At 73.0% G+C, this 23,268-nt stretch carries 26 protein-coding genes; 14 read left to right on the top strand and 12 right to left on the bottom strand.

Features of this window, described 5'->3' with window-relative positions; genetic code table 11:
- Positions 1–47 precede the first annotated feature (47 nt).
- From ACIRBY_RS07405 to ACIRBY_RS07395, 3 genes are all read left to right on the top strand, one after another.
- A complete protein-coding gene (locus ACIRBY_RS07405) occupies positions 48–485 on the top strand; it encodes a gamma-glutamylcyclotransferase (RefSeq protein WP_007266087.1) in 438 nt (145 codons plus the stop codon).
- 134 nt (positions 486–619) lie between these two features.
- Complete coding sequence (locus tag ACIRBY_RS07400; RefSeq protein WP_045949141.1) at positions 620–1,426, top strand: purine-nucleoside phosphorylase; 807 nt, start codon at positions 620–622, stop codon at positions 1,424–1,426.
- Positions 1,427–1,465: 39 nt separating this feature from the next.
- Positions 1,466–3,115, top strand: coding sequence for a phospho-sugar mutase (locus tag ACIRBY_RS07395; RefSeq protein WP_403897388.1), 1,650 nt, complete (start codon positions 1,466–1,468; stop codon positions 3,113–3,115).
- A gap of 154 nt (positions 3,116–3,269) precedes the next feature.
- On the opposite strand, the gene ACIRBY_RS07390 is transcribed toward ACIRBY_RS07395, so the two are convergent.
- Genes ACIRBY_RS07390 through afsQ1 form a run of 3 tightly spaced genes read right to left on the bottom strand, consistent with a single transcriptional unit; the run spans position 3,270 to position 6,161 of the window.
- A complete protein-coding gene (locus ACIRBY_RS07390) occupies positions 3,270–3,962 on the bottom strand; it encodes a hypothetical protein (RefSeq protein ID WP_403897386.1) in 693 nt (230 codons plus the stop codon).
- A 34-nt stretch (positions 3,963–3,996) separates the two neighbouring features.
- The gene (locus ACIRBY_RS07385) at positions 3,997–5,487 is read right to left on the bottom strand and encodes a sensor histidine kinase (RefSeq protein WP_403897383.1); all 1,491 of its coding nucleotides are present in this window, start codon (positions 5,485–5,487) and stop codon (positions 3,997–3,999) included.
- Entirely contained in the window at positions 5,484–6,161 is a 678-nt protein-coding gene (gene afsQ1, locus ACIRBY_RS07380) for a two-component system response regulator AfsQ1 (RefSeq protein WP_185117195.1), read from the bottom strand. The genes ACIRBY_RS07385 and afsQ1 overlap by 4 nt, the downstream gene beginning before the upstream one ends.
- Before the next feature lie 197 nt (positions 6,162–6,358).
- Between afsQ1 and ACIRBY_RS07375 the strand changes: the two genes are divergently transcribed.
- Positions 6,359–7,060, top strand: coding sequence for a SigE family RNA polymerase sigma factor (locus ACIRBY_RS07375; protein ID WP_403897379.1), 702 nt, complete (start codon positions 6,359–6,361; stop codon positions 7,058–7,060).
- Positions 7,061–7,250: 190 nt separating this feature from the next.
- Here ACIRBY_RS07375 and ACIRBY_RS07370 read toward each other — a convergent pair whose 3' ends face one another.
- On the bottom strand, positions 7,251–7,889 hold the full coding sequence (locus tag ACIRBY_RS07370) for a uridine kinase (protein ID WP_403897376.1): 639 nt from the start codon (positions 7,887–7,889) through the stop codon (positions 7,251–7,253).
- Between the two features lie 143 nt (positions 7,890–8,032).
- Between ACIRBY_RS07370 and ACIRBY_RS07365 the strand changes: the two genes are divergently transcribed.
- Positions 8,033–8,386 (top strand): hypothetical protein, encoded by a 354-nt coding sequence (locus ACIRBY_RS07365; protein ID WP_042811824.1) that lies wholly within the window; start codon positions 8,033–8,035, stop codon positions 8,384–8,386.
- 97 nt (positions 8,387–8,483) lie between these two features.
- Here the strand turns inward: ACIRBY_RS07365 and ACIRBY_RS07360 are convergent, their stop codons facing one another.
- The 3 genes from ACIRBY_RS07360 to deoC are packed head-to-tail and all read right to left on the bottom strand — an operon-like array spanning position 8,484 to position 11,796.
- A complete protein-coding gene (locus tag ACIRBY_RS07360) occupies positions 8,484–9,383 on the bottom strand; it encodes an aldehyde dehydrogenase family protein (protein WP_403897373.1) in 900 nt (299 codons plus the stop codon).
- The gene (locus ACIRBY_RS07355) at positions 9,376–10,827 is read right to left on the bottom strand and encodes an aldehyde dehydrogenase family protein (protein ID WP_403897370.1); all 1,452 of its coding nucleotides are present in this window, start codon (positions 10,825–10,827) and stop codon (positions 9,376–9,378) included. The genes ACIRBY_RS07360 and ACIRBY_RS07355 overlap by 8 nt, the downstream gene beginning before the upstream one ends.
- Positions 10,828–10,833: 6 nt before the next feature.
- The gene (gene deoC, locus ACIRBY_RS07350) at positions 10,834–11,796 is read right to left on the bottom strand and encodes a deoxyribose-phosphate aldolase (protein ID WP_403898219.1); all 963 of its coding nucleotides are present in this window, start codon (positions 11,794–11,796) and stop codon (positions 10,834–10,836) included.
- Between the two features lie 137 nt (positions 11,797–11,933).
- Here deoC and ACIRBY_RS07345 point away from each other — a divergent pair, with 137 nt between their 5' ends.
- From ACIRBY_RS07345 to ACIRBY_RS07335, 3 genes are all read left to right on the top strand, one after another.
- Positions 11,934–12,551 (top strand): PH domain-containing protein, encoded by a 618-nt coding sequence (locus ACIRBY_RS07345; RefSeq protein ID WP_403897366.1) that lies wholly within the window; start codon positions 11,934–11,936, stop codon positions 12,549–12,551.
- A 199-nt stretch (positions 12,552–12,750) separates the two neighbouring features.
- Positions 12,751–13,341 carry a VanZ family protein gene (locus tag ACIRBY_RS07340; protein ID WP_403897363.1) on the top strand — a complete coding sequence of 197 codons (591 nt, stop codon included), beginning with the start codon at positions 12,751–12,753 and terminating at the stop codon, positions 13,339–13,341.
- A gap of 56 nt (positions 13,342–13,397) precedes the next feature.
- Positions 13,398–13,610 carry a PspC domain-containing protein gene (locus ACIRBY_RS07335; RefSeq protein WP_042812285.1) on the top strand — a complete coding sequence of 71 codons (213 nt, stop codon included), beginning with the start codon at positions 13,398–13,400 and terminating at the stop codon, positions 13,608–13,610.
- 67 nt (positions 13,611–13,677) lie between these two features.
- Here ACIRBY_RS07335 and ACIRBY_RS07330 read toward each other — a convergent pair whose 3' ends face one another.
- The 3 genes from ACIRBY_RS07330 to ACIRBY_RS07320 form a co-directional block, all read right to left on the bottom strand.
- Positions 13,678–14,445, bottom strand: a complete 768-nt coding sequence (locus tag ACIRBY_RS07330; RefSeq protein WP_403897360.1) for a hypothetical protein — start codon at positions 14,443–14,445, stop codon at positions 13,678–13,680.
- Positions 14,446–14,572: 127 nt separating this feature from the next.
- The gene (locus ACIRBY_RS07325) at positions 14,573–14,827 is read right to left on the bottom strand and encodes a hypothetical protein (protein WP_344163910.1); all 255 of its coding nucleotides are present in this window, start codon (positions 14,825–14,827) and stop codon (positions 14,573–14,575) included.
- 139 nt (positions 14,828–14,966) lie between these two features.
- Entirely contained in the window at positions 14,967–16,115 is a 1,149-nt protein-coding gene (locus ACIRBY_RS07320) for an adenosine deaminase (protein ID WP_403897355.1), read from the bottom strand.
- 113 nt (positions 16,116–16,228) lie between these two features.
- On the opposite strand from ACIRBY_RS07320, the gene ACIRBY_RS07315 reads away from it, so the two are divergent.
- The 3 genes from ACIRBY_RS07315 to ACIRBY_RS07305 all read left to right on the top strand — a co-directional run bounded on the left by ACIRBY_RS07315 (position 16,229) and on the right by ACIRBY_RS07305 (position 18,713).
- On the top strand, positions 16,229–16,948 hold the full coding sequence (locus ACIRBY_RS07315) for an alpha/beta hydrolase (protein ID WP_403897352.1): 720 nt from the start codon (positions 16,229–16,231) through the stop codon (positions 16,946–16,948).
- 91 nt (positions 16,949–17,039) lie between these two features.
- Entirely contained in the window at positions 17,040–17,405 is a 366-nt protein-coding gene (locus tag ACIRBY_RS07310; RefSeq protein WP_403897349.1) for a cupin domain-containing protein, read from the top strand.
- Between the two features lie 237 nt (positions 17,406–17,642).
- Complete coding sequence (locus ACIRBY_RS07305; RefSeq protein ID WP_403897346.1) at positions 17,643–18,713, top strand: LuxR C-terminal-related transcriptional regulator; 1,071 nt, start codon at positions 17,643–17,645, stop codon at positions 18,711–18,713.
- Here ACIRBY_RS07305 and ACIRBY_RS07300 read toward each other — a convergent pair.
- Positions 18,617–19,657, bottom strand: a complete 1,041-nt coding sequence (locus ACIRBY_RS07300) for a LysR family transcriptional regulator (RefSeq protein ID WP_403897344.1) — start codon at positions 19,655–19,657, stop codon at positions 18,617–18,619. The two genes, ACIRBY_RS07305 and ACIRBY_RS07300, sit on opposite strands and share 97 nt — an antisense overlap.
- A gap of 98 nt (positions 19,658–19,755) precedes the next feature.
- Between ACIRBY_RS07300 and ACIRBY_RS07295 the strand changes: the two genes are divergently transcribed.
- The 3 genes from ACIRBY_RS07295 (at position 19,756) to ACIRBY_RS07285 (ending at position 22,950) form a co-directional block, all read left to right on the top strand.
- Positions 19,756–21,033: an MFS transporter gene (locus ACIRBY_RS07295; RefSeq protein WP_403897341.1), complete on the top strand. Its 1,278-nt coding sequence runs from the start codon at positions 19,756–19,758 to the stop codon at positions 21,031–21,033.
- 93 nt (positions 21,034–21,126) lie between these two features.
- On the top strand, positions 21,127–21,846 hold the full coding sequence (locus ACIRBY_RS07290; RefSeq protein ID WP_403897339.1) for a L,D-transpeptidase family protein: 720 nt from the start codon (positions 21,127–21,129) through the stop codon (positions 21,844–21,846).
- Positions 21,847–21,936: 90 nt separating this feature from the next.
- Complete coding sequence (locus tag ACIRBY_RS07285; protein ID WP_403897336.1) at positions 21,937–22,950, top strand: sigma-70 family RNA polymerase sigma factor; 1,014 nt, start codon at positions 21,937–21,939, stop codon at positions 22,948–22,950.
- Here the strand turns inward: ACIRBY_RS07285 and ACIRBY_RS07280 are convergent.
- Positions 22,846–23,181 (bottom strand): STAS domain-containing protein, encoded by a 336-nt coding sequence (locus ACIRBY_RS07280; protein WP_403897333.1) that lies wholly within the window; start codon positions 23,179–23,181, stop codon positions 22,846–22,848. The two genes, ACIRBY_RS07285 and ACIRBY_RS07280, sit on opposite strands and share 105 nt — an antisense overlap.
- Positions 23,182–23,268: the final 87 nt, after the last annotated feature.

The following is a 23,268-nucleotide window of genomic DNA, read 5'->3' as shown; positions in this document are numbered from 1 at the left end:
CCATCCGGGCACGCGTGCCGGGGCGCCCCTCCCGTACCCTCGACCTCATGTCGCTCTACGCCGCGTACGCCGGCAACCTCGACCCGCGGCTGATGACGCGCCGCGCTCCGCATTCGCCGCTGCGCGGCACGGGCTGGATCAACGACTGGCGGCTGACCTTCGGCGGCGAGCAGATGGGCTGGGAGGGCGCCCTCGCCACCATCGTGGAAGCCCCCCGCCAGCAGGTCTTCGTCGCCCTCTACGACATCGCGCCGCTGGACGAGGACTCCATGGACCGCTGGGAGGGCGTCGGTCTGGACATCTACCGCCGCATGCGGATCCGGGTCCACACGCTGGACGGCGAGGAGGCCGCCTGGTGCTACGTCCTCAACGGCTACGAGGGCGGCCTGCCCTCGGCGCGCTACCTCGGCGAGATCGCCGACGCCGCGGAATCGGCGGGCGCCCCGCACGACTACGTGATGGAGCTCCGCAAGCGACCGTGCTGAGGCCGGGCGGGGCCTGAGGCGCAGCCCCGTCCCCCTCCTCCGGGACGATTCGGCGGAAACGACAAGGCAACGATCCGAACACCGTGAGCTGTGCCATCTACGCGCGTAGGCCAACAGCGGCTACGCTCGTCTGCGTGAACGCATCTGTTACCGACCCCTTCGCCGCCGCCGACGCCGCCGCCGCCCGCCTCCGCGAGCTCACCGGCGTCGAATCCCACGATGTCGCCCTCGTCATGGGCTCCGGCTGGGCCCCCGCCGCAGAGGCGCTCGGGGCGCCCGAGGCCGAGTTCCCGGTCACCGAGCTGCCCGGCTTCCCGCCGCCCGCCGTCGAGGGCCACGGCGGCAAGATCCGCTCGTACAAGATCGGCGACAAGCGCGCGCTGCTCTTCCTCGGCCGGACCCACTTCTACGAGGGCCGCGGCGTCGCCGCCGTCGCGCACGGCGTCCGCACCGCCGTCGCCGCCGGCTGCAAGACCGTGGTCCTCACCAACGGCTGCGGCGGCCTGCGCGAGGGCATGAAGCCCGGCCAGCCCGTCCTGATCAGCGACCACCTCAACCTCACCGCGACCTCGCCGATCGTCGGCGCGAACTTCGTGGACCTCACCGACCTGTACTCCCCGCGCCTGCGCGCGATGTGCAAGGAGATCGACGAGACCCTCGAAGAGGGCGTCTACGTCCAGTTCCCCGGCCCGCACTACGAGACCCCGGCCGAGATCAACATGATCCGCGTCATGGGCGCCGACCTGGTCGGCATGTCCACCGTGCTGGAGGCCATCGCCGCCCGTGAGGCCGGCGCCGAGGTGCTCGGCATCTCCCTGGTCACCAACCTGGCCGCGGGCCTGTCCGGCGAGCCGCTCAACCACGAAGAGGTCCTCCAGGCCGGCCGCGACTCCGCCGCCCGCATGGGCACCCTGCTGACGCAGGTCCTCGCCCGCATCTGATCGACGAGTCGACGACGTACGAGAGGTAAGGCGGAACTAGTGGAACAGGCACAGGACGACCTGCTCACCCGGGCCCGGACCTGGCTGGCGGAGGACCCCGACGAGGAGACGGCGGCCGAGCTGCGCGCGCTCGTCGACGCGGGCGACACCGCCGAGCTCGCGGACCGCTTCTCCGGCACGCTCCAGTTCGGCACCGCCGGACTGCGCGGCGAGATCGGCGCGGGCCCGATGCGGATGAACCGCTCCGTGGTCATCCGCGCCGCGGCGGGCCTGGCGGCGTACCTGAAGGCGGAGGGCCACGAGGGCGGCCTGGTGGTCGTCGGCTACGACGCCCGCTACAAGTCCGCGGACTTCGCCCGCGACACGGCGGCCGTCATGACGGGCGCCGGGCTCCGCGCGGCCGTACTGCCCCGCCCCCTCCCCACGCCCGTCCTCGCGTACGCGATAAGGCACCTGGGAGCCGTCGCCGGCGTCGAGGTGACCGCGAGCCACAACCCTCCCCGGGACAACGGCTACAAGGTCTACCTCGGCGACGGCTCGCAGATCGTCTCCCCGGCGGACGCACGGATCGCGGCGGAGATCGACGCGATCACCACCCTCGCGTCCGTCCCCCGTCCCCCGGACGGCTGGCTGCAGCTCGACGAGGAGGTCCTGGAGGCCTACCTGGCGCGCACGGACGCCGTCCTGACCCCCGGGTCCCCCCGGGGCGTGCGGACCGTCTACACGGCCATGCACGGCGTCGGCAAGGACGTCGTGATGGCGGCCTTCGCCCGGCACGGCTTCCCGGAACCCGTCCTCGTCGAGGCCCAGGCGGAGCCGGACCCGGCCTTCCCGACGGTCGCCTTCCCCAACCCGGAGGAGCCCGGCGCGATGGACCTGTCCTTCGCGAAGGCCGCCGAGGTCCACCCCGACATCGTGATCGCCAACGACCCGGACGCCGACCGCTGCGCGGTGGCGGTCCCGGACAACGGCGGCTGGCGCATGCTGCGCGGCGACGAGGTCGGCGCCCTCCTGGCGGCCCACCTGGTCCACAAGGGCGCCGAGGGCGTCTTCGCCGAGTCGATCGTCTCCTCGTCCCTCCTGGGGCGCATCGCGGAGGCGGCGAACCTGGGCTACGAGGAGACCCTCACGGGCTTCAAGTGGATCTCCCGTGTGGAGGGCCTGCGCTACGGCTACGAGGAAGCCCTCGGCTACTGCGTGGACCCCGAGGGCGTCCGCGACAAGGACGGCATCACCGCCGCCCTCCTCGTCGCCGAACTGGCCTCGGTGCTCAAGGAGCAGGGCCGCACCCTGACCGACCTGCTGGACGACCTGGCGATGGCCCACGGCCTGCACCACACCGACCAGCTGTCGGTCCGCGTCGAGGACCTGTCGGTCATCGCCGACGCGATGGCGCGGCTGCGCGCGGAACCCCCGACGGCCCTGGCGGGCCTGCGGGTGGTCTCGGCGGAGGACCTGTCCCGGGGCACGGAGAAGCTCCCCCCGACGGACGGCCTGCGCTATTACCTGGAGGGCGACTACAAGGCCCGGGTGATCTGCCGCCCGTCCGGCACGGAGCCGAAGCTGAAGTGCTACCTGGAGGTGGTCGTCCCGGTGGCGGAAGCCTCGGACCTCGCCCCGGCCCGCGTCCGCGGCCAGGAGATCCTGGACACGGTGAAGAAGGACCTCTCGGCGGCGATGGGCCTCTAGCCCTCCCCACCACCCCGACGGCCCCCTCGGCTCCCCCCGAGGGGGCCGTCGGCGTTCCGACGTCCCCGGGGAGGCGGTGGGCCGCCACCGGCAGGTCCCGGGCCCCGCGGGGGCGGGGGCGGCCCTGCGGCGCGGGCCGCCCGCCGTTCCGGCCTCAGGACGCCGACGGGGACGGGGACGTCGTCGGGCGGACCAGTTCGCCCAGGGTCGGGGCGGATTCCGGCCGGGAGCGGACCGCGTCCGTGCACTCCCAGGCGCGGGGCGGGTCGGCGTCCGGGCCGCCCAGGACCACGGGGCCCGGGCCCGCCGAGACCGCGTCGCTCGCGGACAGGGTGCACACGATCTGCGCCAGGGCCACCGGCGGCAGGTCCTCGGGCTTGCGGCTGAGCCGTACCGTGCCCGCCGGGTCGCCGGGCCGCGCCGGGGCGGCCGCCAGCCCGTCCGGTACCCCGGTGGTGAAGCCGCCCTCCCGCTCCTGCTCGGACGGGGTGCGCTCCAGCTCCTCCAGCAGGGCCTGCGCGACCAGCGTCACGGGCTCGCGCCCGGCCCGCTTCTCGGGGACCGGGACGACCCGTTCCACCGCCACCAGCTGCGATCCGCAGACCAGCTCGATCCTGGCGCGGAACCCCTGCACCCCGCTCTGCCCGGACGGCAGGTCGGGGGTGTCGCAGGACACCCGCGACGGGGCGGGGCCCACGTCGACCGGAACGGTCGTGGCGCGGATCCCGCACCCGGACAGCGCCGCGGCAAGGGCTCCCGCGGCCCCCACGACCCACAGCGCCCTTCGGGTCCTGCGCGCCCCGCGCGTCGTACGCGCCCCGCTCGTCTCACGCGTTCCGCTCGTCATGAGCGTCCTGCTCGTCCTACGCGTCCCGCCCGCCCTACGCGTCCGTGCCGCCACCGGCGATCACCTTCCCCACGTCCACCGGAAGCCGCAGCGTGAAGACGGCCCCGCCCTCCGGGCCGTTCGCGGCCGTGATGTCGCCCCCGTGGATGTGCGCGTTCTCCATGGCGATCGACAGGCCCAGGCCGCTGCCGTCCGACTTCGGCCGGGACGCGCTCGCCTTGTAGAAGCGGTCGAAGACGTGCGGCAGCACTTCCTCCGGGATGCCGGGGCCGTTGTCCTTGACCGCGACGACCAGCCACTCCCCCTCGACCCGCACCGACACCCGCACCGGCGAGCCGCCGTGCTTGAGGGCGTTGCCGATCAGGTTGGCCAGGATCACGTCGAGCCGGCGCGGGTCGAGCCGCGCCACGATCCCGCGTCCGGCGTCGACCTCGACGGCGTCCAGCCAGGCCCGCGCGTCGATGCACGCCGTGACCTGGTCGGCGACGTTCACGTCGTCGAGCACCAGCCGCGCCGTCCCCGCGTCGAAGCGGGTGACCTCCATCAGGTTCTCCACCAGGTCGTTCAGCCGCCGGGTCTCGCTGACCACCAGGCCCACCGCCGGCGCGATCATCGGGTCGAGGTCGTCGACCTCCTCCTCCAGCACCTCGGCCACGGCCGTCAACGCCGTCAGCGGCGTGCGCAGTTCGTGGCTCATGTCGGCCACGAACCGCCGGCTCGCCTCCTCGCGGGCGCTCATGTCCGCGACCTTCTTCTCCAGCGCCTCCGCGGTCCGGTTGAACGTGCGCGAGAGGTCGGCGAGCTCGTCGGTCCCCGACACGTCGAGCCGGTGGTCGAACTCCCCCTCGCCCAGCCGCCGCGCGGCCTCGCCGAGCCGCTGGACGGGCTTGAGGACGGTCCGCGCCGCCGCCTGGGCGAGCAGCGCCGATCCGAGCAGCGCCAGGCCCGTCGCGATGGTCAGCGACCAGCCCAGCGCGTTGAGGTCGTCCCGCTCCGTGGCGAGGGACTTGTACATGTAGCCGGTGGGTCCGCCGCCCACGATCCGCGTGCCGCCGACCAGGTAGGGGTTGCCGCCGGGCTTCGTGCGCTGCCAGTACATGTGGTACTCGGCGTCGTTGGCGGTCGTGGTCTTCTGGCGGTCGTTCACCGCGTTCTGGAGGGACTTCGGTACGTCGTCCAGCCCGAACGGGGCCGCTCCGGCCGCGCCGAACACCAGCCGCTTGTCCTTGCGTTCGTGCACGAGCAGCACGCTGTACCCGGGGCTGCTGCCCGCCATCAGCTCGGCGGTGCGCTGCAGTTCCTCGGGGGTGGGCTCGGCGGGCAGGGCCGCGGCCCGGTTCTGCATCTCCTGGCGGAAGTCGCCCAGGGCCGCGTCCTGGGTACGGGTGAGCACCGCCTCGCGGTTGAGCCAGTAGGCGATTCCGGAGGCGGAGACGGCGGCCACGAGGGCGACCAGGGCGAACACCACGAGCAGCCGCAACCGCAGACTGGTCCAGCGCCGGCCCGCGAAGAGGGCCTTGATCACTGCGGGGAGTCCAACCTGTAGCCGACACCCCTGACGGTACGGATCAGCGTGGGTGACGAGGGGACTTCCTCGACCTTGGCGCGCAGCCTCTGCACGCAGGCGTCGACGAGCCGCGAGTCGCCCAGGTAGTCGTGCTCCCAGACCAGCCGCAGCAGTTGCTGGCGGGAGAGCGCCTGTCCGGGCCGACGGCTGAGTTCCAGCAGCAGCCGCAGCTCGGTGGGCGTCAGCTGGAGGTCCTCGCCGTTCTTGGTGACGGTCATGGCGGCCCGGTCGATGACGAGCGACCCGAAGACGGCGGAGTCGCTGGCCTCGCGCTCGCCGCGGCGCAGCACGGCCCGGATGCGGGCGTCGAGCACCCGCCCCTGGACGGGCTTGACGACGTAGTCGTCGGCTCCGGACTCCAGGCCGACGACGACATCGATGTCGTCACTGCGAGCGGTGAGCAGGATGATCGGCAGCTGGTCGGTGCGGCGGATCCTCCGGCACACCTCGAAGCCGTCGATCCCGGGCAGCATGACGTCGAGCACGATCAGGTCCGGCCGCTGCTCGCGCAGCAGTTTCAGGCCGTCCTCACCCGTCGCCGCGGTGGCCACTCGGTGGCCCTGGCGTGTCAGGGAGAGTTCGAGGGCCGTGCGGATGGCGTCGTCGTCCTCGATCAGCAACAGGAAAGGCACGGGCTCATTCTGTCCCATCGGCCGTCGGGACTTCGACCGTCGCGCGCGACGGATCCGGCGGCGGGGCGGTGGCGGGGGCGGACGAAGGCGGCTGTGACAGTGCTGTGACAGTCGACGGACACGCCGGTTAAGTCGGCCGGGCAGTCTTTTGTCATCGAAACACGGACCGAAGCAGACTCCACGACGGGGGGCGCGAGATGAACACGCTGCACAGCACCACCACCAGCGCGGTTGTCACGCGGCTGCACGACGCGAACCGCCGGGCGGGTGTCCGTACGGTGCCGGGCTCCCGGCGGCAGGCTCATGTCGTAGCCATTGACGCGAACCAGTACCAGGCGGTTCCCGCCCAGCGGACCCCGTCTTCTCCGACTTCCTCCTCGGAGGCGGAGTTCACGGCGTACGTCCAGGAGCGGCGCGCGGCGCTGTACGCGACGGCCTTCCACCTCACCGGCGACCGCCACGAGGCCGAGGACCTGTTGCAGAGCGCGCTGTTCTCCACGTACCGCGCCTGGGACCGGATCAGCGACAAGGCGGCGGTGGGCGGCTACCTGCGCCGGACGATGACGAACCTGCACATCAGCGCGTGGCGTCGGCGCAAGCTGAACGAGTACCCGACGGAGGAGCTGCCGGAGACGGCCTCCGACACGGACGCGATGCGCGGGACGGAGCTGCGCGCGGTGCTCTGGCAGGCGCTGGCCCGGATCCCGGAGCCGCAGCGCACGATGCTGGTGCTGCGCTACTACGAGGGCCGCACGGACCCGGAGATCGCGGAGATCCTGGGCATCAGCGTGGGCACCGTGAAGTCGAGCATCTGGCGCTCGCTGCGCCGGCTGCGCGAGGACGAGGCGCTGAGCTTCGGGCGTGACGAGGCGGAGTCCTTCGGGGAGCTCGTCGCGTAACGACGCGCGGCGCGCACGACCGCGCGCACACCACAGACCACCGGCCAGGGGGTCCGTCCTACGGGGGTGGGACGGAGGCCACGGGGGGATGGAGGCGGGATCAGGCGGACGGGGGTCCGCTTGGTCCCGCCTTCTCTTGTCCTGGGCCCCGCCGGATGCCGCGGGCCCCGCCGGACGTCGCCCCGTCGGACTACGCCGCCGCGGCGCTCGCCGAGCGGTGGCGGCCGGCCGCGGCGGCCGCGAGGCGGCCCAGGGCCTCGTCGCGGGCGCAGGCGTGGGCGCCGAGGGCCACGTGCCGGGCCACGATGCCGCGTTCGGCCCGCATCAGGCGCAGGCCCCGGCGGAGCAGGAACGGCAGGGACTTGCGGCCCTCGCGCAGGTCGCGGGCGAGCCTGCGGCGGAAGGTGGTGGAAGGCCGGCCGCGCAGGCAGATCGCGTCGGCGAGGAGGCCGAGCTCCTGGCAGCGGGCGGCGATGTCGGCGGCGAAGATGCCCTCCGCGATGAACAGCGGGGTGCGGGAGATGTCCAGGGTCTCCGCGCCGGTGCGGGAGCTGGTCGCGATGTCGTAGACCGGGACCTCGGTGCGGCCGGTCCGGCAGAGTTCGGCGACGGCGGCCACGGCGACGTCGGCGTCCCAGGACTGCGGGGAGTCCCAGTCGATGTCCGAGCTGCCCTCGACCAGGGGGAGGGACGGGTCCGTCGCCTCCTTGTAGAAGTCGTCCAGGCGCAGTACGGGCAGGCCCGAGCGGGCCGCCAGCGAGGACTTGCCGGAACCCGAGGGACCGGTCAGGAGCACGACGCGCGTCGGAAGGGGAGATGAACAGCTCACGGGAGACCAGTGTGAGGCATGACCGGGGGTATCGGCACACCGCCGACAGCCCCTGCGACCGGTCTCACACGGCGCGTTGGAATCCGGAAGGCCCGCTCGACTACGCTGTGTGCGCACGCGACTACGACCACAGGCGGGAACCAATGGCACGTCACGCAGCCTCCGACCCCTCTCCGCAGCGGCTCCGCTCCGCCGGACTGACCCTCTCCCTGGCCGGGGCCGCCCTGGCCATGGCGGCCGGAGGGGCGCAGGCCGGCGAGCTGGACCCGGCGGCGGCCGTCTCCGGGGTCGTCGACCCGATCGCGAACCTGAAGGTGAACCCGCTCGCCCACACCGGCGTCGACCCCCTCGACAACGGGGTGGGTACGAAGGTCGCGGACTTCCCGGCCGTGGGCACCACGATGGTGACGGGGGTCCTGACGCAGGGGCCGTCGGTCAAGGAGATCCCGCAGGCCGCGGTCTCCTCGCTGCTGGGCCCGGTCCTCCCGAAGCAGTAGGGCGGGAGCGGGAGCACGCAGCGGCCCCCGACGGCGATCGCCGTCGGGGGCCGTTCCACGGGGTCCTGCGGCCTCCGGAGGAGCAGCCGCGGGCGTTCTAGTAGGAGGAGCCGCCCGAGCCCAGCGACCCCGTCGGGTGCCAGACCGTCTTGGTCTCCAGGAACGCGGTCATGCGCGAGGTGCCCGGGTCGGCGGCCCAGTCGTCCACAGGCTGTGGACGCAGGACGCGCTTGAGGTTGTCCGCCGCCGCGATCTCCAGCTCCTTGGCCAGCGCGACGTCGGCGCCGGCCAGGTCGATCGCGTTGACGTCCTGGTGGGCCGCCAGGTGCGGGCCCATCTCGGCGGCCTTGCCGGAGAGGATGTTGACGACGCCGCCCGGCAGGTCGGAGGTGGCCAGCACCTCGCCCAGGGACAGGGCGGGCAGCGGGGACTTCTCGCTGGCGATGACGACGGCGGTGTTGCCCGTCGCGATCACCGGGGCGATCACCGAGACCAGGCCCAGGAAGGACGAGTCCTGCGGGGCCACGACCGTGACCACGCCGGTCGGCTCCGGGGTGGAGAGGTTGAAGAACGGGCCCGCGACCGGGTTGGCCCCGCCGACGACCTGGCCGATCTTGTCGGTCCAGCCCGCGTACCAGACCCAGCGGTCGACGGCCGCGTCCACGACCGCCGCCGCCTTGGACTTGGACAGCCCCTCGGCCTCGCCGACCTCGCGGACGAACTGGTCGCGGCGGCCCTCCAGCATCTCGGCGATGCGGTAGAGGATCTGGCCGCGGTTGTACGCGGTCGCGCCCGCCCAGCCGCCGAAGGCCTTGCGGGCCGCGACGACCGCGTCACGGGCGTCCTTGCGGGAGGACAGCGGGGCGTTGGCCAGCCACTTGCCCTTCGAGTCGCTCACCTCGTACACCCGGCCGCTCTCGGAGCGGGGGAACTTGCCCCCGACGTACAGCTTGTAGGTCTTGAAGACGCCCAGACGGGTCGCAGAAGACTCAGACATCGAGGTAGCCCTCCAGGCCGTGGCGGCCGCCCTCGCGGCCGAAGCCCGACTCCTTGTAACCGCCGAAGGGCGAGGTCGGGTCGAACTTGTTGAACGTGTTGGCCCACACCACGCCCGCGCGGAGCTTGCCCGCGACCGCGAGGATGCGGGAGCCCTTCTCCGTCCAGATGCCGGCGGACAGGCCGTACTGGCTGTTGTTGGCCTTGGCGACGGCCTCGTCCGGGGTGCGGAAGGTCAGCACGGACAGGACCGGGCCGAAGATCTCGTCACGGGCGACGGTGTGCGCCTGGGTGACGTTCGTGAAGAGCGTCGGGGCGAACCAGTAGCCGGAGGACGGCAGCTCGCAGGCCGGGGACCAGCGCTCGGCGCCCTCGGCCTCGCCCGTGTCGGCCAGGGCCGTGATCCGGGCGAGCTGCTCGGCGGAGTTGATCGCGCCGATGTCGGTGTTCTTGTCGAGCGGGTCGCCCAGGCGCAGCGTGGAGAGGCGGCGCTTGAGGGAGTCCAGCAGCTCGTCGTGGATCGACTCCTGGACCAGGAGTCGGGAGCCCGCGCAGCAGACCTGGCCCTGGTTGAAGAAGATGCCGTTGACGATGCCCTCGACGGCCTGGTCGATGGGGGCGTCGTCGAAGACGATGTTGGCGCCCTTGCCGCCCAGCTCCAGGGTGACCTTCTTGTCGGTGCCGGCGATCTGGCGGGCGATGGCCTTGCCGACCGCGGTGGAGCCGGTGAAGGCGACCTTGTTGACGTCCGGGTGGGCGACGAGCTCGGCGCCCGCGTCCCCGTAGCCGGGGATGATGTTGACGACGCCCTTGGGGAGACCGGCCTGGCGGCAGATGTCCGCGAAGAACAGCGCCGAGAGGGGGGTGGTCTCCGCCGGCTTGAGGACGACGGTGTTGCCGGTGGCGAGCGCCGGGGCGATCTTCCACGCGAGCATCAGCAGCGGGAAGTTCCACGGGATGACCTGGCCGGCCACGCCGAGCGGGCGCGGGTTCGCGCCGTAGCCGGCGTGGTCGAGCTTGTCGGCCCAGCCCGCGTAGTAGAAGAAGTGCGCGGCGACCAGGGGGAGGTCCGCGTCGCGGGTCTCCTTGATCGGCTTGCCGTTGTCCAGGGTCTCCAGGACGGCCAGCTCGCGGCTGCGCTCCTGGATGATCCGGGCGATGCGGAAGAGGTACTTGGCGCGCTCGGAGCCGGGCAGCGCGGACCACTTCTCGAAGGCGCGGCGGGCGGCCTTGACGGCGCGGTCGACATCGGCGGCACCGGCCTGGGCGACCTCCGACAGGACCTCCTCGCTGGAGGGGCTGACGGTCTTGAAGACCTTGCCGTCGGCGGCGTCGGTGAACTCGCCGTCGATGAAGAGGCCGTACGAGGGGGCGATGTCGACGACCGAGCGGGACTCGGGGGCCGGTGCGTACTCGAAGAGGGAAGTCTTGGTGTCCATGTTCATGGGGTCTCAGTCCACCGTCACGTAGTCGGGCCCGGAGTAACGCCCGGTGCTCAGCTTCTGGCGCTGCATGAGCAGGTCGTTCAGCAGGCTGGAGGCGCCGAAGCGGAACCACTCGTTGGTCAGCCAGTCCTCGCCCGCGGTCTCGTTGACCAGGACCAGGAACTTGATGGCGTCCTTGGTGGTCCGGATGCCGCCGGCCGGCTTCACGCCGATCTGGATTCCAGTCTGCGCCTTGAAGTCGCGGACGGCTTCGAGCATCAGCAGGGTGTTGGCGGGGGTGGCGTTGACGCCGACCTTGCCGGTGGACGTCTTGATGAAGTCGGCGCCCGCGAGCATGCCGATCCAGGAGGCGCGGCGGATGTTGTCGTACGTCGACAGCTCGCCGGTCTCGAAGATGACCTTCAGCCGGGCGGCGGTGCCGTCCTCGCGGACGCACGCCTCCTTGACGGCCTTGATCAGCTCGTAGGTCTCCAGGTAGCGGCCGGCGAGGAAGGCGCCACGGTCGATGACCATGTCGATCTCGTCGGCGCCGGCGGCGACGGCGTCGCGGGTGTCGGCCAGCTTGACCGGCAGGGCGGCGCGGCCCGCCGGGAAGGCGGTGGCGACGGAGGCGACCTTGACGTCGGCGCCGTTCAGGGCCGCCTTGGCGGTGGCCACCATGTCGGGGTAGACGCAGACCGCGGCGGTCATGGGCGTCGTCCGGTCGAGGGGGTCGGGGTTGACGGCCTTCGCGGCGAGGGACCGGACCTTGCCCGGGGTGTCCGCACCCTCGAGCGTCGTCAGGTCGATCATCGAGATGGCCAGGTCGATGGCGTACGCCTTCGACGTGGTCTTGATCGAGCGGGTGCCGAGGGAGGCCGCGCGGGCCTCCAGTCCGACTGCGTCGACGCCGGGCAGCCCGTGCAGGAAGCGGCGCAGCGCGCTGTCGGACGTCGTCACGTCAGCGAATGCGGTGAGGGTGGTGGGCATGGTCACCAGATGAGCATATCTACGCGCGTAGCGACCTGTCACCCCCCTCGTGCACATCTGCGCGTGACATCCGCCATCGGTGCACCGGGCCCCGTGCACCGGTGGCCGCCGGGCGGGCATGCGGCACAATCGGCGGCATGACCACACCCTCCCCCCATGAGCCCGCCTACGCCGACCGCGTCTACCGCTCCCCCATGGCCGTCGTGACCGGGGTGCTGATCCTGGCGATGATCGCGTGGCTGTGCGGGGACGCGGTCCTGCGGGGTGTGGGCAGCGGCCGGTGGATCGGGTTCGCCGCCGCGCTGTGCGCCGTGCCGCTGACGGTGGCGTTCACCATCCGGCCGGCCGTCTTCGCCAACGAGGACCGGATGCGGGTCCGCAACCCCTTCCGGATCATCACGCTGCCCTGGGGCGTCGTGGACGCGGTGCGCGCCGGGTACTCGGCGGAGGTGCTGGCGGACGGCGCGAAGTACCAGCTCTGGTCGGTGCCGGTGTCGCTGCGCGAGCGCAAGAAGGCGAACCGCTCCGTCGGCCGGCGCGAGGCGGCGGCCGGCGGGGGCGCGGGCGGCCCGGGGGGCGCGGCGGTCGCGCGGGCCTCGGCCGACAAGGCCGTCGACGAGCTGACCGAGCTCGCCGAGCGCGGGGCCTCCCGGCCGGGCGCGCAGGGGCCGGTCGCGGTGCGGTGGGCCTGGGAGATCATCGTCCCGGCGGTGGCGGGCGCGGTCCTGCTGGCCGTACTGCTGGTCGTCGTCTAGGACGTCGCTTCCCGGGCCGCCGGGCGCGGGGCTCGCGGTACGGGCCGGGCGGTGCGGGCCGTCGGCCGGGGTGTGCCGGGTCCGGGTCGGCCGTACGGGCGGTCCGTTCCGCAGCGGCCGCCGACGCGGGGCGGCGTACGGGACGAGACGGGGCGAGGTGACCGGAACCGCCGCCGCCGGGGCGGGCGTCCTCCGTGGTGTGCACCGTCATGAGGGCAGCGGCAGCGCCGCCACCGCCACACAGCTCCCGGTCCGTCCCCGGCTCCTGAGCGGGGCCCTGCTGGCCGCGCATCTGCTGATCGTCGGATGGCTCACCCTCAGTCCGCTGGACGTGCCCTGGGCCGCGGCGGCGAACCTGACCCCGCTGGAGGGGATTCGGGCGGACCTGGCGATGGGGCCGCTGGAGGCCGCGCGGCGGATCGGCGAGGGGCTGGCGCTGCTGGCCCCGCTGGGGGTGCTGCTGCCGCTGGCCGGGGGCCGGCTGGCGGCCGGGCCGCTGGCCGCGTGGGTCTCGCTGGTGCGGACGGCGGCCGCGGCCGTGCTGATCTCGCTGAGCATCGAGATGCTCCAGACGGCGGTCCCGGGACGGGTGCTGGACGTGGACGCCCTGCTGCTGAACACCGCCGGGGTGGTGATCGTGCACGCGGCGGTCGTACCGGTGCTCCGGGCCAGGCTCCGCAGGCCCCTGAACTCCCCCGACGCCGTTCCTCAGGGGAGCACCCCGAGAATTCCCAGGGTCGGGCTCGGCCCGTGGACCGACGTCCTGTCGGCGGTACCGCGCGAGTATTGATTCATCGCGCCGGACGAGGAAGAGAGCGCGCGAATCCCGATACGAAGGAGAACACCATGAGCGCGCTGACCCGCCCCCGTGACGGACGTCTGATCGGCGGCGTCTGCGCCGGACTGGCCAAGCGGTTCGGCATGAAGGCCCGCACGATGCGGATCATCTTCGTCCTGTCCTGCCTGCTGCCGGGCCCGCAGTTCCTGATCTACCTGGCGCTGTGGCTGCTGATCCCGAACGAGAAGTCCGGCGTCGGCTCGGCGAGCACCGCCTGGTGACCGCGGGCCCGGCCGTGCCGGGCCCCTCGGATTCCGTCCGGGAACGCGAGCGGCGCCCCGGCGGGGATCAACCGGCCTTCCTGACCTTTTCCAGCTGCTTGTCGGCGACTTCCTGCGGGACCGCGGCCTTCTGGCCGGCGGCCGCGACGTTGAGCGCCATCAGCCGCACGACGGAGGAGCCCTCGCGGACGACGACCAGGTGGACCTGCGCCGAGACGCCCTCGGCGGCGGCGGTCGTGGTCCAGCTGACGCTCTCGTCGCCGGCGGTCTTGAACGGGACCGCCTTCACGTCCCGGTAGGTGCCGGCCTGCTTCTGCACGGTGGCGGTGAAGCCGGAGCCGCAGGCCGCGAGGGCCTCGCGGATCCGGGAGACGACCTTCTTGGCGTCGCTCTCGTCGTAGGAGCTGACGGAGGCGGAGACGGCGAGGCCGACCTGCTTCTGGGAGCCGATGCCCCGGTTGACCGTCTCGTGCGCGGCCGGGTCGGGCTTGTCGCCCATGATGTCGGCGAGCGGCTGGCAGGCCTTCTTGTCGGCCTGCGGCTGGCCCACGGGGGCGCCCGGGTTCTTGCCCTGCGCGGAGACCTGGTAGCCGGGGAGGTCGCCCTGTTCGAGGGCGGAGCGCTCCAGGCGGGCGTCCTTGGCCTTGGGCGCCGGGGAGGCGGCCTCGGCGCCGGGCGCGCCGGAGGGCGTGGTGGCCGCGGAGCCCTTGGGGTCCGGGCTCCTGCCGGCGGCGGGGGCGTCTGTGCCGCTGCTGCAGCCGGCGGCTCCGAGGAGCAGGGCGGGGAGCAGCGCGAACGTCGTCGCGGGCGCCTTGAATCGTGCCGTGATGTGCATGACCGGACCTCATACCCCGTGCGTCGGCGGGCAGTTGGTGGTGATCGTGGCACACCGCGCGACGCGGCGCACACCACCTCGAAAGGGTGTGCGCCGCGCGAGCCGGTGTGCGAATCCGGGGTCCGGATCAGCCGCCGAGGCCGGGCAGCGGGGGCAGGCCGCCGAGCAGCTGGCTGACCGGGGCCGCGGGGTCGCTCTGGCCGCCCTGCTGGGCCTGGTCCGTCTGGTTGGTGACGGCGCTGGCGGTGCTGGTGACGGTCCCGAGGGCGTCCGTCAGGTTCGGGGTCGGGAGCGCCGAGGCGGAGGCGGTACCCGCGGCACCCGCGGCGAGGGCGGCACCAATGACAGCGACACCGAGGGACTTGGCAGCAGACTGCTTCATGAAAAATCGTCCTTGCGACGGGGAATCGAGCGGCTCCGCAAACTAGTCACTTGAAACCCGCTCCCGCAAACATCCTCAAATATGAGAAAGCACCCGGGGCTGAATGGCCCCGGGTGCTTTCCCTGTGTCAATCCGTGGCCTAGGCCGATACGGATCCGCTGGTGGAAGCGGTCTGGCGGAACAGCCACTCGGACTTCAGCTCGGCATAACCGGGCTTGATCACGTCGTTGATCATCGCCAGTCGTTCATCGAAAGGAATGAACGCGGACTTCATCGCATTGACGGTGAACCACTGCATGTCGTCGAGCGAGTAGGCGAAGGTGTCGACCAGGTGCTCGAACTCGCGGCTCATGCTGGTGCCGCTCATCAGCCGGTTGTCGGTGTTGACCGTCAGGCGGAAGTGCAGCTTGCGCAGCAGGCCGATCGGGTGCTCGGCGTACGAGGCGGCCGCGGCGGTCTGCAGGTTCGAGGTCGGGCACATCTCCAGGGGGATGCGCTTGTCCCGGACGTACGAGGCCAGTCGGCCCAGCTTCACGGAGCCGTCGGCGGCGACCTCGATGTCGTCGATGATCTTCACGCCGTGGCCCAGGCGGTCGGCGCCGCACCACTGGAGGGCCTGCCAGATCGACGGCAGGCCGAAGGCCTCGCCGGCGTGGATGGTGAAGTGGTTGTTCTCGCGCTTGAGGTACTCGAAGGCGTCGAGGTGGCGGGTGGGGGGGAACCCGGCCTCGGCGCCGGCGATGTCGAACCCGACGACGCCGTTGTCCCGGTAGCGGTTGGCCAGCTCGGCGATCTCCAGCGCGCGGGCGGCGTGGCGCATGGCGGTCAGCAGGGCGCCGATGCGGATGCGGTGGCCGTTGGCCTTGGCGCGGCGCTCGCCCTCGCGGAAGCCGTCGTTGACGGCCTCGACGACCTCTTCGAGGGTCAGGCCGGCTTCGAGGTGCTGCTCGGGGGCGTAGCGGATCTCGGCGTAGACGACGCCGTCCTCGGCCAGGTCCTCGGCGCACTCGGCGGCGACCCGGAAGAGGGCCTCCTTCGTCTGCATGACGGCGCAGGTGTGCGCGAACGTCTCCAGGTAGCGCGGGAGGGAGCCGGAGTCGGCGGCGTCGCGGAACCAGACGCCCAGCTTGTCGGCGTCGGTCTCGGGCAGCTTGTCGTAGCCGACCGCGGCCGCCAGTTCGATGATGGTGCCGGGGCGCAGGCCACCGTCGAGGTGGTCGTGCAGGAGCACCTTCGGGGCGCGGCGGATCTGGTCCGGGGTGGGCGTGTTCGGGGTCTCGCTCGTCATTCCGGCACTCTACTCCTACGCGCGTAGAGCAACCGGTTGGCGGCGGGCGTCGATATGTAACAGAGACCGTACGGACGGGTGGCGTACACCCGCCGGTCTGAGACTGTTCCGCCATGGCACAGCATGCGCCGCCGGCGCGCGGGGCCCGCCTGGGGCGGGCGGCCGGCGCGAACGGCTCGGAGTCGATGGTCAGTGGTGTGGTCCTCCTGCTCCCCGGGGCTTCCAGGATCGCCCCCGGTCCGGTGCGCCCGCTGGCGCGGGCGCTGGCCCGGGCGGGCGGGGCGGAGGGGCTGGTGGCGCACGCGGTGCTGCACGGCCCGGAGGACGGGGAGGCGGCCGCGCGGTGGGCGGCGGACGAGGCGGTGCGCAGGTACGGGGACGTGCCGGTCTGCCTGGCCGGCTACGCGGCGGGGGGCCGGGCGGCGCTGCGGGCGGCCGGGCACGGGGCCGTCAACTCGGTGGTGGCACTGGCCCCTTGTTTACCGGACGAGCTCCGCGGCGGCTCCCCTGAACCGGTGAAACAGCTGGCCGGGCGGCACGTGCTGATCGTGCACGGGACGAACGACGCCCGCAGCGACCCGGAGTGCTCCTTCCGGCTGGCGGCCCGGGCGAAGAAGGCGAATCGTTCTACTTGCCGGTTCGAGGTGCACTCCGACGGGCACGGGCTGCGCGAGCACCGGGCGGAAGTGGTGGCGCTCGCGGTGGACTTCGTGCTCGGTGCGGTGTTCTCGGGCAGGTACTCGCGGCCGGTGGCGGACGCGCTGGCGGCGCCGCCGCCGCTGGGTCTGCGGATGCCGCTGGCCTCGGGATTCGGGCGGTCGCTGCGCGGGTGAGGGGCACCCCGCCGCGAGCGGTGCGGCGGGATACCCGAGCGTAGAGTGAGGAGTGGACTCGGGGCCGTTTTCCTCCGGGAGGCGATGCGCCATGGCCGGAATGGTGCGCAGGGACTTCGACAGCGCCGACGAGACCCGGCCGTTCGAGGACGGCAAGGGCCGGCTGGACGTGATCCAGACCGACGGCGGATCCGTCGGGCGGGCCGTGTTCGAGCCGGGCTGGCGCTGGTCCGAGCACATCAAGCCGCTGGCCGGCACGGACAGCTGCCAGTCCGCGCACACGGGGTACGTGGTGAGCGGGCGGATGCACGTGGTCATGGACGACGGACAGGCCGAGGACTACGGCCCCGGGGACTTCATGCAGGTCGCACCCGGACACGACGCGTGGGTGCTCGGCGACGAGGCGTGCGTGGCGCTGGACTGGACGGGCTTCGGCGACTACGCCAAGCCCACGTAGCCGGCCGCCCGGGGGTGCGCGGGACGGGGGCGGGCGCGCGGCGTCCGTCCGTGCCTGCCGCTCCGCCCCCTCACGGTCGGACGGCACCGATGGATGCGGCGCGACCGCCCCCGGCACGCCGTGATACCCACTGTGCCGGTTCGTCATATGCCGGATGCCCGGATGCAGGCGTCGACTTGCCGCCTTGCGGGAACCCGAGGGGTTTATAAACGGTCACAGTCAGGGACGAATAGGCATATGCCAGTCGATGCCGACGGAGCCCACGGGCCCGATCTGAGCCCTGCGGCGCGGCGCCTGTACGCCTTCGCCGTGGAGCGGTACGCCTTCACCCCCGCCGAGGCCACCGCGGCCCTGGGCGCCCGCGCGGGTGCCGCGGTCACGGAGCTGTCCGCCGCCCACCTGCTCCAGCGGGCCCCCGGCGACGGCCCGGAGCGCTGGACCGCGGTCGCGCCGCGCGCGGCGGCGGCCCGGGCGCTGGCCCCGCTCGCGCTGCTCGTCCGGGAGACCCACGACGAGATGGACCGGCTGCGCGGGCGGCTGGAGGCGCTGGTGCCGGCGTACGAGGCGGGCGCCGCGCACCGGGAGGGGGCCGGGGCGGGCCGGTTGGAGCTGGTGACCGACCTCGGGGCGGTACGGGGCCTGATCTCCGAGCTGGCGGCGGGGTGCGAACGCGAGCTGCTGACCTCCCAGCCGGGCGGCGGGCGGCCCCTGGAGGCCCTGGAGGAAGCGGTCGGCCGGGACGAGTCGCTGCTGGCGCGCGGGGTCCGGATGCGGACCATCTACCAGCACACGGCACGCTACTCACGCCCGACGGCCGCGTACGTGGAGCGCGTGACCGCCCTCGGGGCGCAGGTGCGCACCCTGGGCGACGGCCTGATGCGCATGCTGATCTTCGACGCGCGCACCGGCCTGATGTCGGTCCCGGACCGCCAGGGCGCGGCACTGGTGGTCCGGGAGCCCAGCGTCGTCCACTTCATGACGGCCGCCTTCGAACGCTCCTGGCTGGGCGCCCGCCCCTTCCCGACGACGGTCGGCCCGGACGCCGCCAGGTCCCTCTCGGACGAACTCCGCCAGACCATCGTGCGCCTGCTGTCGGAGGGCCTGGAAGACAAGGTCATCGCCCGCCGCCTGGGCATGTCCGAACGCACCTGCCAGCGGCACATCGCCGAAATCATGCGCGCAGTCGGCGCCAAATCCCGCTTCCAGGCCGGCTACTTGCTGTCGGCGGCGGCCGCGTGCCGGGACGCGGAGGAGGGCGGCGGGGGCCTCGGGGATGCCGGGCGGGCCGCTTCGTCCCCGTCCCGCTGACCTGGCGAGGCCGGGGGTTCCAGTTCCGGGATCAGGCGGCCGCGGCGGGAGAGGAGGAAGCGCTTGAAGGCGGCCACCGGTGGGGTGTCCGGGTGGCCGTCCAGCCAGGCGACGCCGATCTCGCGGACCGCGCGCGGCGCCGTCACCGTCAGCTCGACCACGCCGGGGCGGGGGACGAGGGGCGGCGGGAGGAGGGCCACGCCCAGGCCGGCCGCGACCAGGCCGCGCAGGGTCTCGGCCTCCTCGCCCTCGAAGGCCACCTTCGGGGTGAACCCGGCCTCCGCGCACAGGTCGTCGGTGATGCGGCGCAGGCCGTAGCCGGCCTCCAGGGTGACGAAGGTTTCCTCGGCGGCCTCGGCGAGGCGGATGCGCTTGCGGACCGCGAGGCGGTGGTCGTCCGGGACCACCAGGCGCAGCCGCTGCTCGTCGAGGCGGCGGCCCACCAGGTCGGGGGCGTCGGGCACGGGCGAGGTCAGGCACAGGTCGAGCTCCCCGGCGCGCAGCTTCTCCAGCATGGCCTCGCCGTAGTTCTGGACCAGGGAGAAGCGGACGCGGGGGTGGTCGGCGCGGAAGGCGCGGATCAGGCCGGGTACGGTCTCGGGACCCAGGGTGTGCAGGAATCCGAACGCGACCTTCCCGAAGGCGGGGTCGGCGTCCTGCTGCACGGAGCCGGCGGCGCGGGCGATCCCGGCCAGGGCCTCCTCGGCCGAGGCGAGGAAGGTGCGGCCGGCGGTGGTGAGGGCGACGGTGCGGCCCTTGCGGGCGAACAGCGAGACGCCCAGGTCCTGTTCGAGGCGGACCATCGCCCGGGACAGCGTGGACTGGGGTACGCCCAGCTCCTGGGCGGCACGGGTGACGTGCTCATGCCGGGCGACCGCGACGAACTGGGCGAGGCGCGGGGCCAGCCCTTGTGTCACGGCCATGTCTTCTTCGTAACGGTTCATTGATATCCGAAGCCCTGACCTCTGCTGATGCACGGGTGGATCGATTATCGCGGATCTGTGCATTGGACGCATGAAAAGGAGGGGCCTACGGTCGACGTATGCCTCCCGTTCATACCGGGGCACCCGTCACCCTGGGTGCCTCTGCTCCGTCGTCCCCCGAGCCCCTCTCCCCCGGCCGCCCCGGCTACCGCCGGATGAGCCTCGCGCTCTTCGCCGCCGGACTGGCGACCTTCGCCCTCCTCTACTCCACCCAGGCCCTGCTGCCCGCGGTCTCCGCCGGTTTCGGCGTGACGGCCGGTCAGGCCAGCTGGACGGTGTCCGCGGCCACCGGTGCGCTCGCCCTGTTCGTGCTGCCGCTGAGCGCGCTGTCCGAGCGGTTCGGGCGGACCCGGATGATGACCTGTTCGATGGTGGTGGCCGTCGGCCTCGGCCTGCTGGTGCCGTTCGCGCCGAACCTGGAGTGGCTGGTGGCGCTGCGCGCGGTGCAGGGCGCGGCGATCGCCGGCATCCCCGCCTCCGCGATGGCGTACCTGGCGGAGGAGGTCCGGCCCAAGGCGCTGGTCGGGGCGATCGGGCTGTTCGTGGCCGGCAACTCCATCGGCGGCATGAGCGGCCGCATCGTCACCGGCTGGGGCGCCCAGCTGTGGGGCTGGCGGGGCGGTCTGCTGGCCGTCGGCGTGATGGCGCTGGTCTGCGCGGTGGCCTTCCTGGTGCTGCTGCCCCGGGCGCGGTTCTTCCGGCCGGCCTCGCTGAACCCGCGCGCGGTGGGCGGTACGGTCGCCGGGCACCTGCGGGATCCGCTGCTGCTGCGGCTGTACGGGATCGGCGCACTGTTCATGACGGTCTTCGGGGCCGTGTACACGGTCATCGGCTACCGGCTGGTGGAGGCGCCGTTCTCGCTCGGCCAGGGCGTGGTCGGGTCGGTCTTCCTGATCTACCTGGTGGGCACGGCCTCCTCGGCGGCGGCCGGGCAGCTGGTGGCGCGGGCGGGGCGGCGCGGCGCGCTGTACCTGGCGGTGACCACGACCGCGCTGGGGCTGCTGCTGTCGCTCGCCGACTCGCTGTGGCTGATCCTGCCGGGGCTGGTGCTGATCACGGCGGGCTTCTTCGCGGGCCACGCGGTGGCCTCCTCGGCGGTGAGCCGGACCGCGAGGACGGGCCGGGCGCAGGCCTCGGCGCTGTACCAGTCCGCCTACTACCTCGGCTCCAGCGCGGGCGGCACCCTGGGCGCCCTGGCGTACCACGCCTCGGGGTGGGCGGCCACGGTCGGGATCGCGCTGCTGGCGGTGCTGGGCGTCGTCTCGATCACCCTGTACGGGTCCCGCGCGGCCCGCGTCGAACGGCGGCTGCCGGCCGCGGCGGCGGCCGCGCGCTGAAGTCCCGTCCGAGGCCTATCCGGCGTGCCCGGCGCGCTCTAGCGTGGGGGGAATCGGCGCCCCCAGGGTGCGGGCGCCGCAGGGGAGGCACGGATGGCGGGGACACGCGTGCGCGCGCGGCGGCGGGCTGCGGTGGTGTTCGGCGGGGCGCTGGCGCTGGCGGCGCCGCTGGTGGTCGCGGGGGGCGGTGCGGCGCAGGCGGCCGAGGCCGCCGCCTCCTGCAACGTGACCACGGGGCCCTACCAGCGGGAGGTGGAGGGGTTCCTCGGGCGGCCGGTGGACGGGGTGCAGTCGGCGGCCGACTGCGCCGCGATCCAGTCCTTCCAGGCCACCCACGGGATCACCCCGACGATGGGGTACGCGGGGCCGCTGACCTGGCAGACCATGGGCATCATGCTGGCGCAGCGGGCGGCCGGGAAGAACCCGAACGCCGAGGGGAAGTGCCCCACCAACCTGGGGCGGATCGCCTGCGTCGACCTGACCCGGCAGCTGAGCTGGATCCAGGACGGCTCCGTGCTGAAGTACGGGCCGGTGGCGGTGCGCACGGGCAAGGCGGAGACCCCGACGCGGACCGGGCTGAAGAAGATCTACTACCGCAACATCAACCACTGGTCGACGCTCTACAACGTGGCGATGCCGTACGCGCAGTTCTTCGACGGCGGGATCGCCTTCCACTCGGTGACCAAGAGCATGTGGAACCCGCCCGGCTCGGGCGGCTGCGTCAACATGACGACGGCCGACGCCAAGGCGTACTGGAACATGCTGGCCAACGGCGAGGACGTGTTCGTGTACGGGCGCAAGCCCGGCACGTGACCTGACGGACCGCGCGGCGCCGCGGCTGCCGTTGTCAGACCCCTCGGGTAGTTTCCGAAGTGACGGACGACACCCTGGGGGACGGCAGCCATGAGCGACCTCGCGACCACCTCACCGGAGCTCGACCCGGAGCTCGGCGCGGCGATGGACCGCTACCGGGTCGAGCTGACCGGCTACTGCTACCGGATGCTCGGCTCGGCCTTCGACGCCGAGGACGCGGTGCAGGACACGTACGTGCGCGCCTGGCGGTCGTACGCGAAGTTCGAGGGCCGCTCCTCGCTGCGGTCGTGGCTGTACCGGATCGCCACCAACGTCTGCCTGGACCTGCTGAACGCCGGGAAGAAGCGGGCCCGGCCGATGGACCTCACCTCCCCGCAGCACCAGGCGTCCGCCGTGCTCAACGAGCGGCCCGAGGTGACCTGGCTGGAGCCGGTGCCGGACGGGCGGGTGCTGCCGCAGACCGCCGACCCGGCGGAGGCGGCCCTGGCGAAGGAGTCCGTGCGGCTGGCGTTCGTGGCGGCGCTCCAGCACCTGCCGGCGAAGCAGCGGGCCGTACTGATCCTGCGGGAGGTGCTGGCCTGGAAGGCGGACGAGGTCGCGCAGCTCCTGGAGACCACGGTGGCCTCGGTGAACAGCGCGCTCCAGCGGGCCCGGGCGACCCTGTCGGGGCAGGCGCTGCGGGCGGGCGATCCGGCGGACCCGCTGGACGCGGACCAGGCGAAGCTGCTGGAGCAGTACCTGTCCGCCTTCGAGGCCTACGACATCACGCGGCTGACCGCCTTGCTGCACGAGGACGCGGTGCTGTCGATGCCGCCGTTCGACCTGTGGCTGCGGGGGCCCGCGGACATCGCGGCGTGGCACCTCAACCAGGGCATCGGCTGCAAGGGCTCCCGGCTGGTGCCGACCACGGCGAACGGGATGCCGGCCTTCGGCCAGTACCGTCCGCGCGAGGACGGCCGGCCCGGGCACGTACCGTGGGCGCTTCAGGTGCTGGAGGTCTCAGGGGGGCGGATCGTCGGACTGAACGCCTTCCTGGACACCGCCCGGTGGTTCCCGCTGTTCGGGCTGCCCGAGGAGCTCGACGAGGCCTACGAGGTCGAGTAGGGCCCGTAGCGCGGGGTCCGCGCCGGTGACCTTGAAGGGGGTGCCGTGGCGGCGGGCGGTGAGCGCCATGCGGGCGAGGGCGTCGACGGTGGCGAGGGAGGGCGTACCGGCGGCCCGTGCGTCGCAGACGATCTCGCGGGGGCCGTCGCGGCAGGCCTCGCCGACGCGGGCGCAGAGCGCGGGGACGTCCGGCCGGGGGCCCTCGTCCAGGGCCAGGGTTGTGATCTCCACGGGGGGATGACCGTCCGCGGGCCCGGAACTCATCGGTGGGGCCGTGCGGCGAGGGGCGGGCTCCGCTCGGCGGCGCCCCGCCCCTCG

Origin of the sequence: Streptomyces sp. NPDC096136, assembly GCF_044763325.1 — a bacterium.
GTDB lineage: Bacteria > Actinomycetota > Actinomycetes > Streptomycetales > Streptomycetaceae > Streptomyces.
Note: the sequence above shows the minus strand (reverse complement) of the source record. Positions and strands in the feature narration are given on the sequence as shown.

Coding starts and splice junctions, on each gene's coding strand:
- ACIRBY_RS07405 (WP_007266087.1), top strand. CDS start 48: ATGTCGCTCTACGCCGCGTACGCCGGCAACCTCGACCCGCGGCTGATG.
- ACIRBY_RS07390 (WP_403897386.1), bottom strand. CDS start 3,962: ATGACGAGCGGAACGCGTGAGACGAGCGGGGCGCGTACGACGCGCGGG.
- ACIRBY_RS07375 (WP_403897379.1), top strand. CDS start 6,359: ATGAACACGCTGCACAGCACCACCACCAGCGCGGTTGTCACGCGGCTG.
- ACIRBY_RS07365 (WP_042811824.1), top strand. CDS start 8,033: ATGGCACGTCACGCAGCCTCCGACCCCTCTCCGCAGCGGCTCCGCTCC.
- ACIRBY_RS07360 (WP_403897373.1), bottom strand. CDS start 9,383: ATGTCTGAGTCTTCTGCGACCCGTCTGGGCGTCTTCAAGACCTACAAG.
- ACIRBY_RS07355 (WP_403897370.1), bottom strand. CDS start 10,827: ATGAACATGGACACCAAGACTTCCCTCTTCGAGTACGCACCGGCCCCC.
- deoC (WP_403898219.1), bottom strand. CDS start 11,796: ATGCCCACCACCCTCACCGCATTCGCTGACGTGACGACGTCCGACAGC.
- ACIRBY_RS07345 (WP_403897366.1), top strand. CDS start 11,934: ATGACCACACCCTCCCCCCATGAGCCCGCCTACGCCGACCGCGTCTAC.
- ACIRBY_RS07335 (WP_042812285.1), top strand. CDS start 13,398: ATGAGCGCGCTGACCCGCCCCCGTGACGGACGTCTGATCGGCGGCGTC.
- ACIRBY_RS07330 (WP_403897360.1), bottom strand. CDS start 14,445: ATGCACATCACGGCACGATTCAAGGCGCCCGCGACGACGTTCGCGCTG.
- ACIRBY_RS07325 (WP_344163910.1), bottom strand. CDS start 14,827: ATGAAGCAGTCTGCTGCCAAGTCCCTCGGTGTCGCTGTCATTGGTGCC.
- ACIRBY_RS07320 (WP_403897355.1), bottom strand. CDS start 16,115: ATGACGAGCGAGACCCCGAACACGCCCACCCCGGACCAGATCCGCCGC.
- ACIRBY_RS07315 (WP_403897352.1), top strand. CDS start 16,229: ATGGCACAGCATGCGCCGCCGGCGCGCGGGGCCCGCCTGGGGCGGGCG.
- ACIRBY_RS07310 (WP_403897349.1), top strand. CDS start 17,040: ATGGCCGGAATGGTGCGCAGGGACTTCGACAGCGCCGACGAGACCCGG.
- ACIRBY_RS07305 (WP_403897346.1), top strand. CDS start 17,643: ATGCCAGTCGATGCCGACGGAGCCCACGGGCCCGATCTGAGCCCTGCG.
- ACIRBY_RS07300 (WP_403897344.1), bottom strand. CDS start 19,657: ATGAACCGTTACGAAGAAGACATGGCCGTGACACAAGGGCTGGCCCCG.
- ACIRBY_RS07295 (WP_403897341.1), top strand. CDS start 19,756: ATGCCTCCCGTTCATACCGGGGCACCCGTCACCCTGGGTGCCTCTGCT.
- ACIRBY_RS07290 (WP_403897339.1), top strand. CDS start 21,127: ATGGCGGGGACACGCGTGCGCGCGCGGCGGCGGGCTGCGGTGGTGTTC.
- ACIRBY_RS07285 (WP_403897336.1), top strand. CDS start 21,937: ATGAGCGACCTCGCGACCACCTCACCGGAGCTCGACCCGGAGCTCGGC.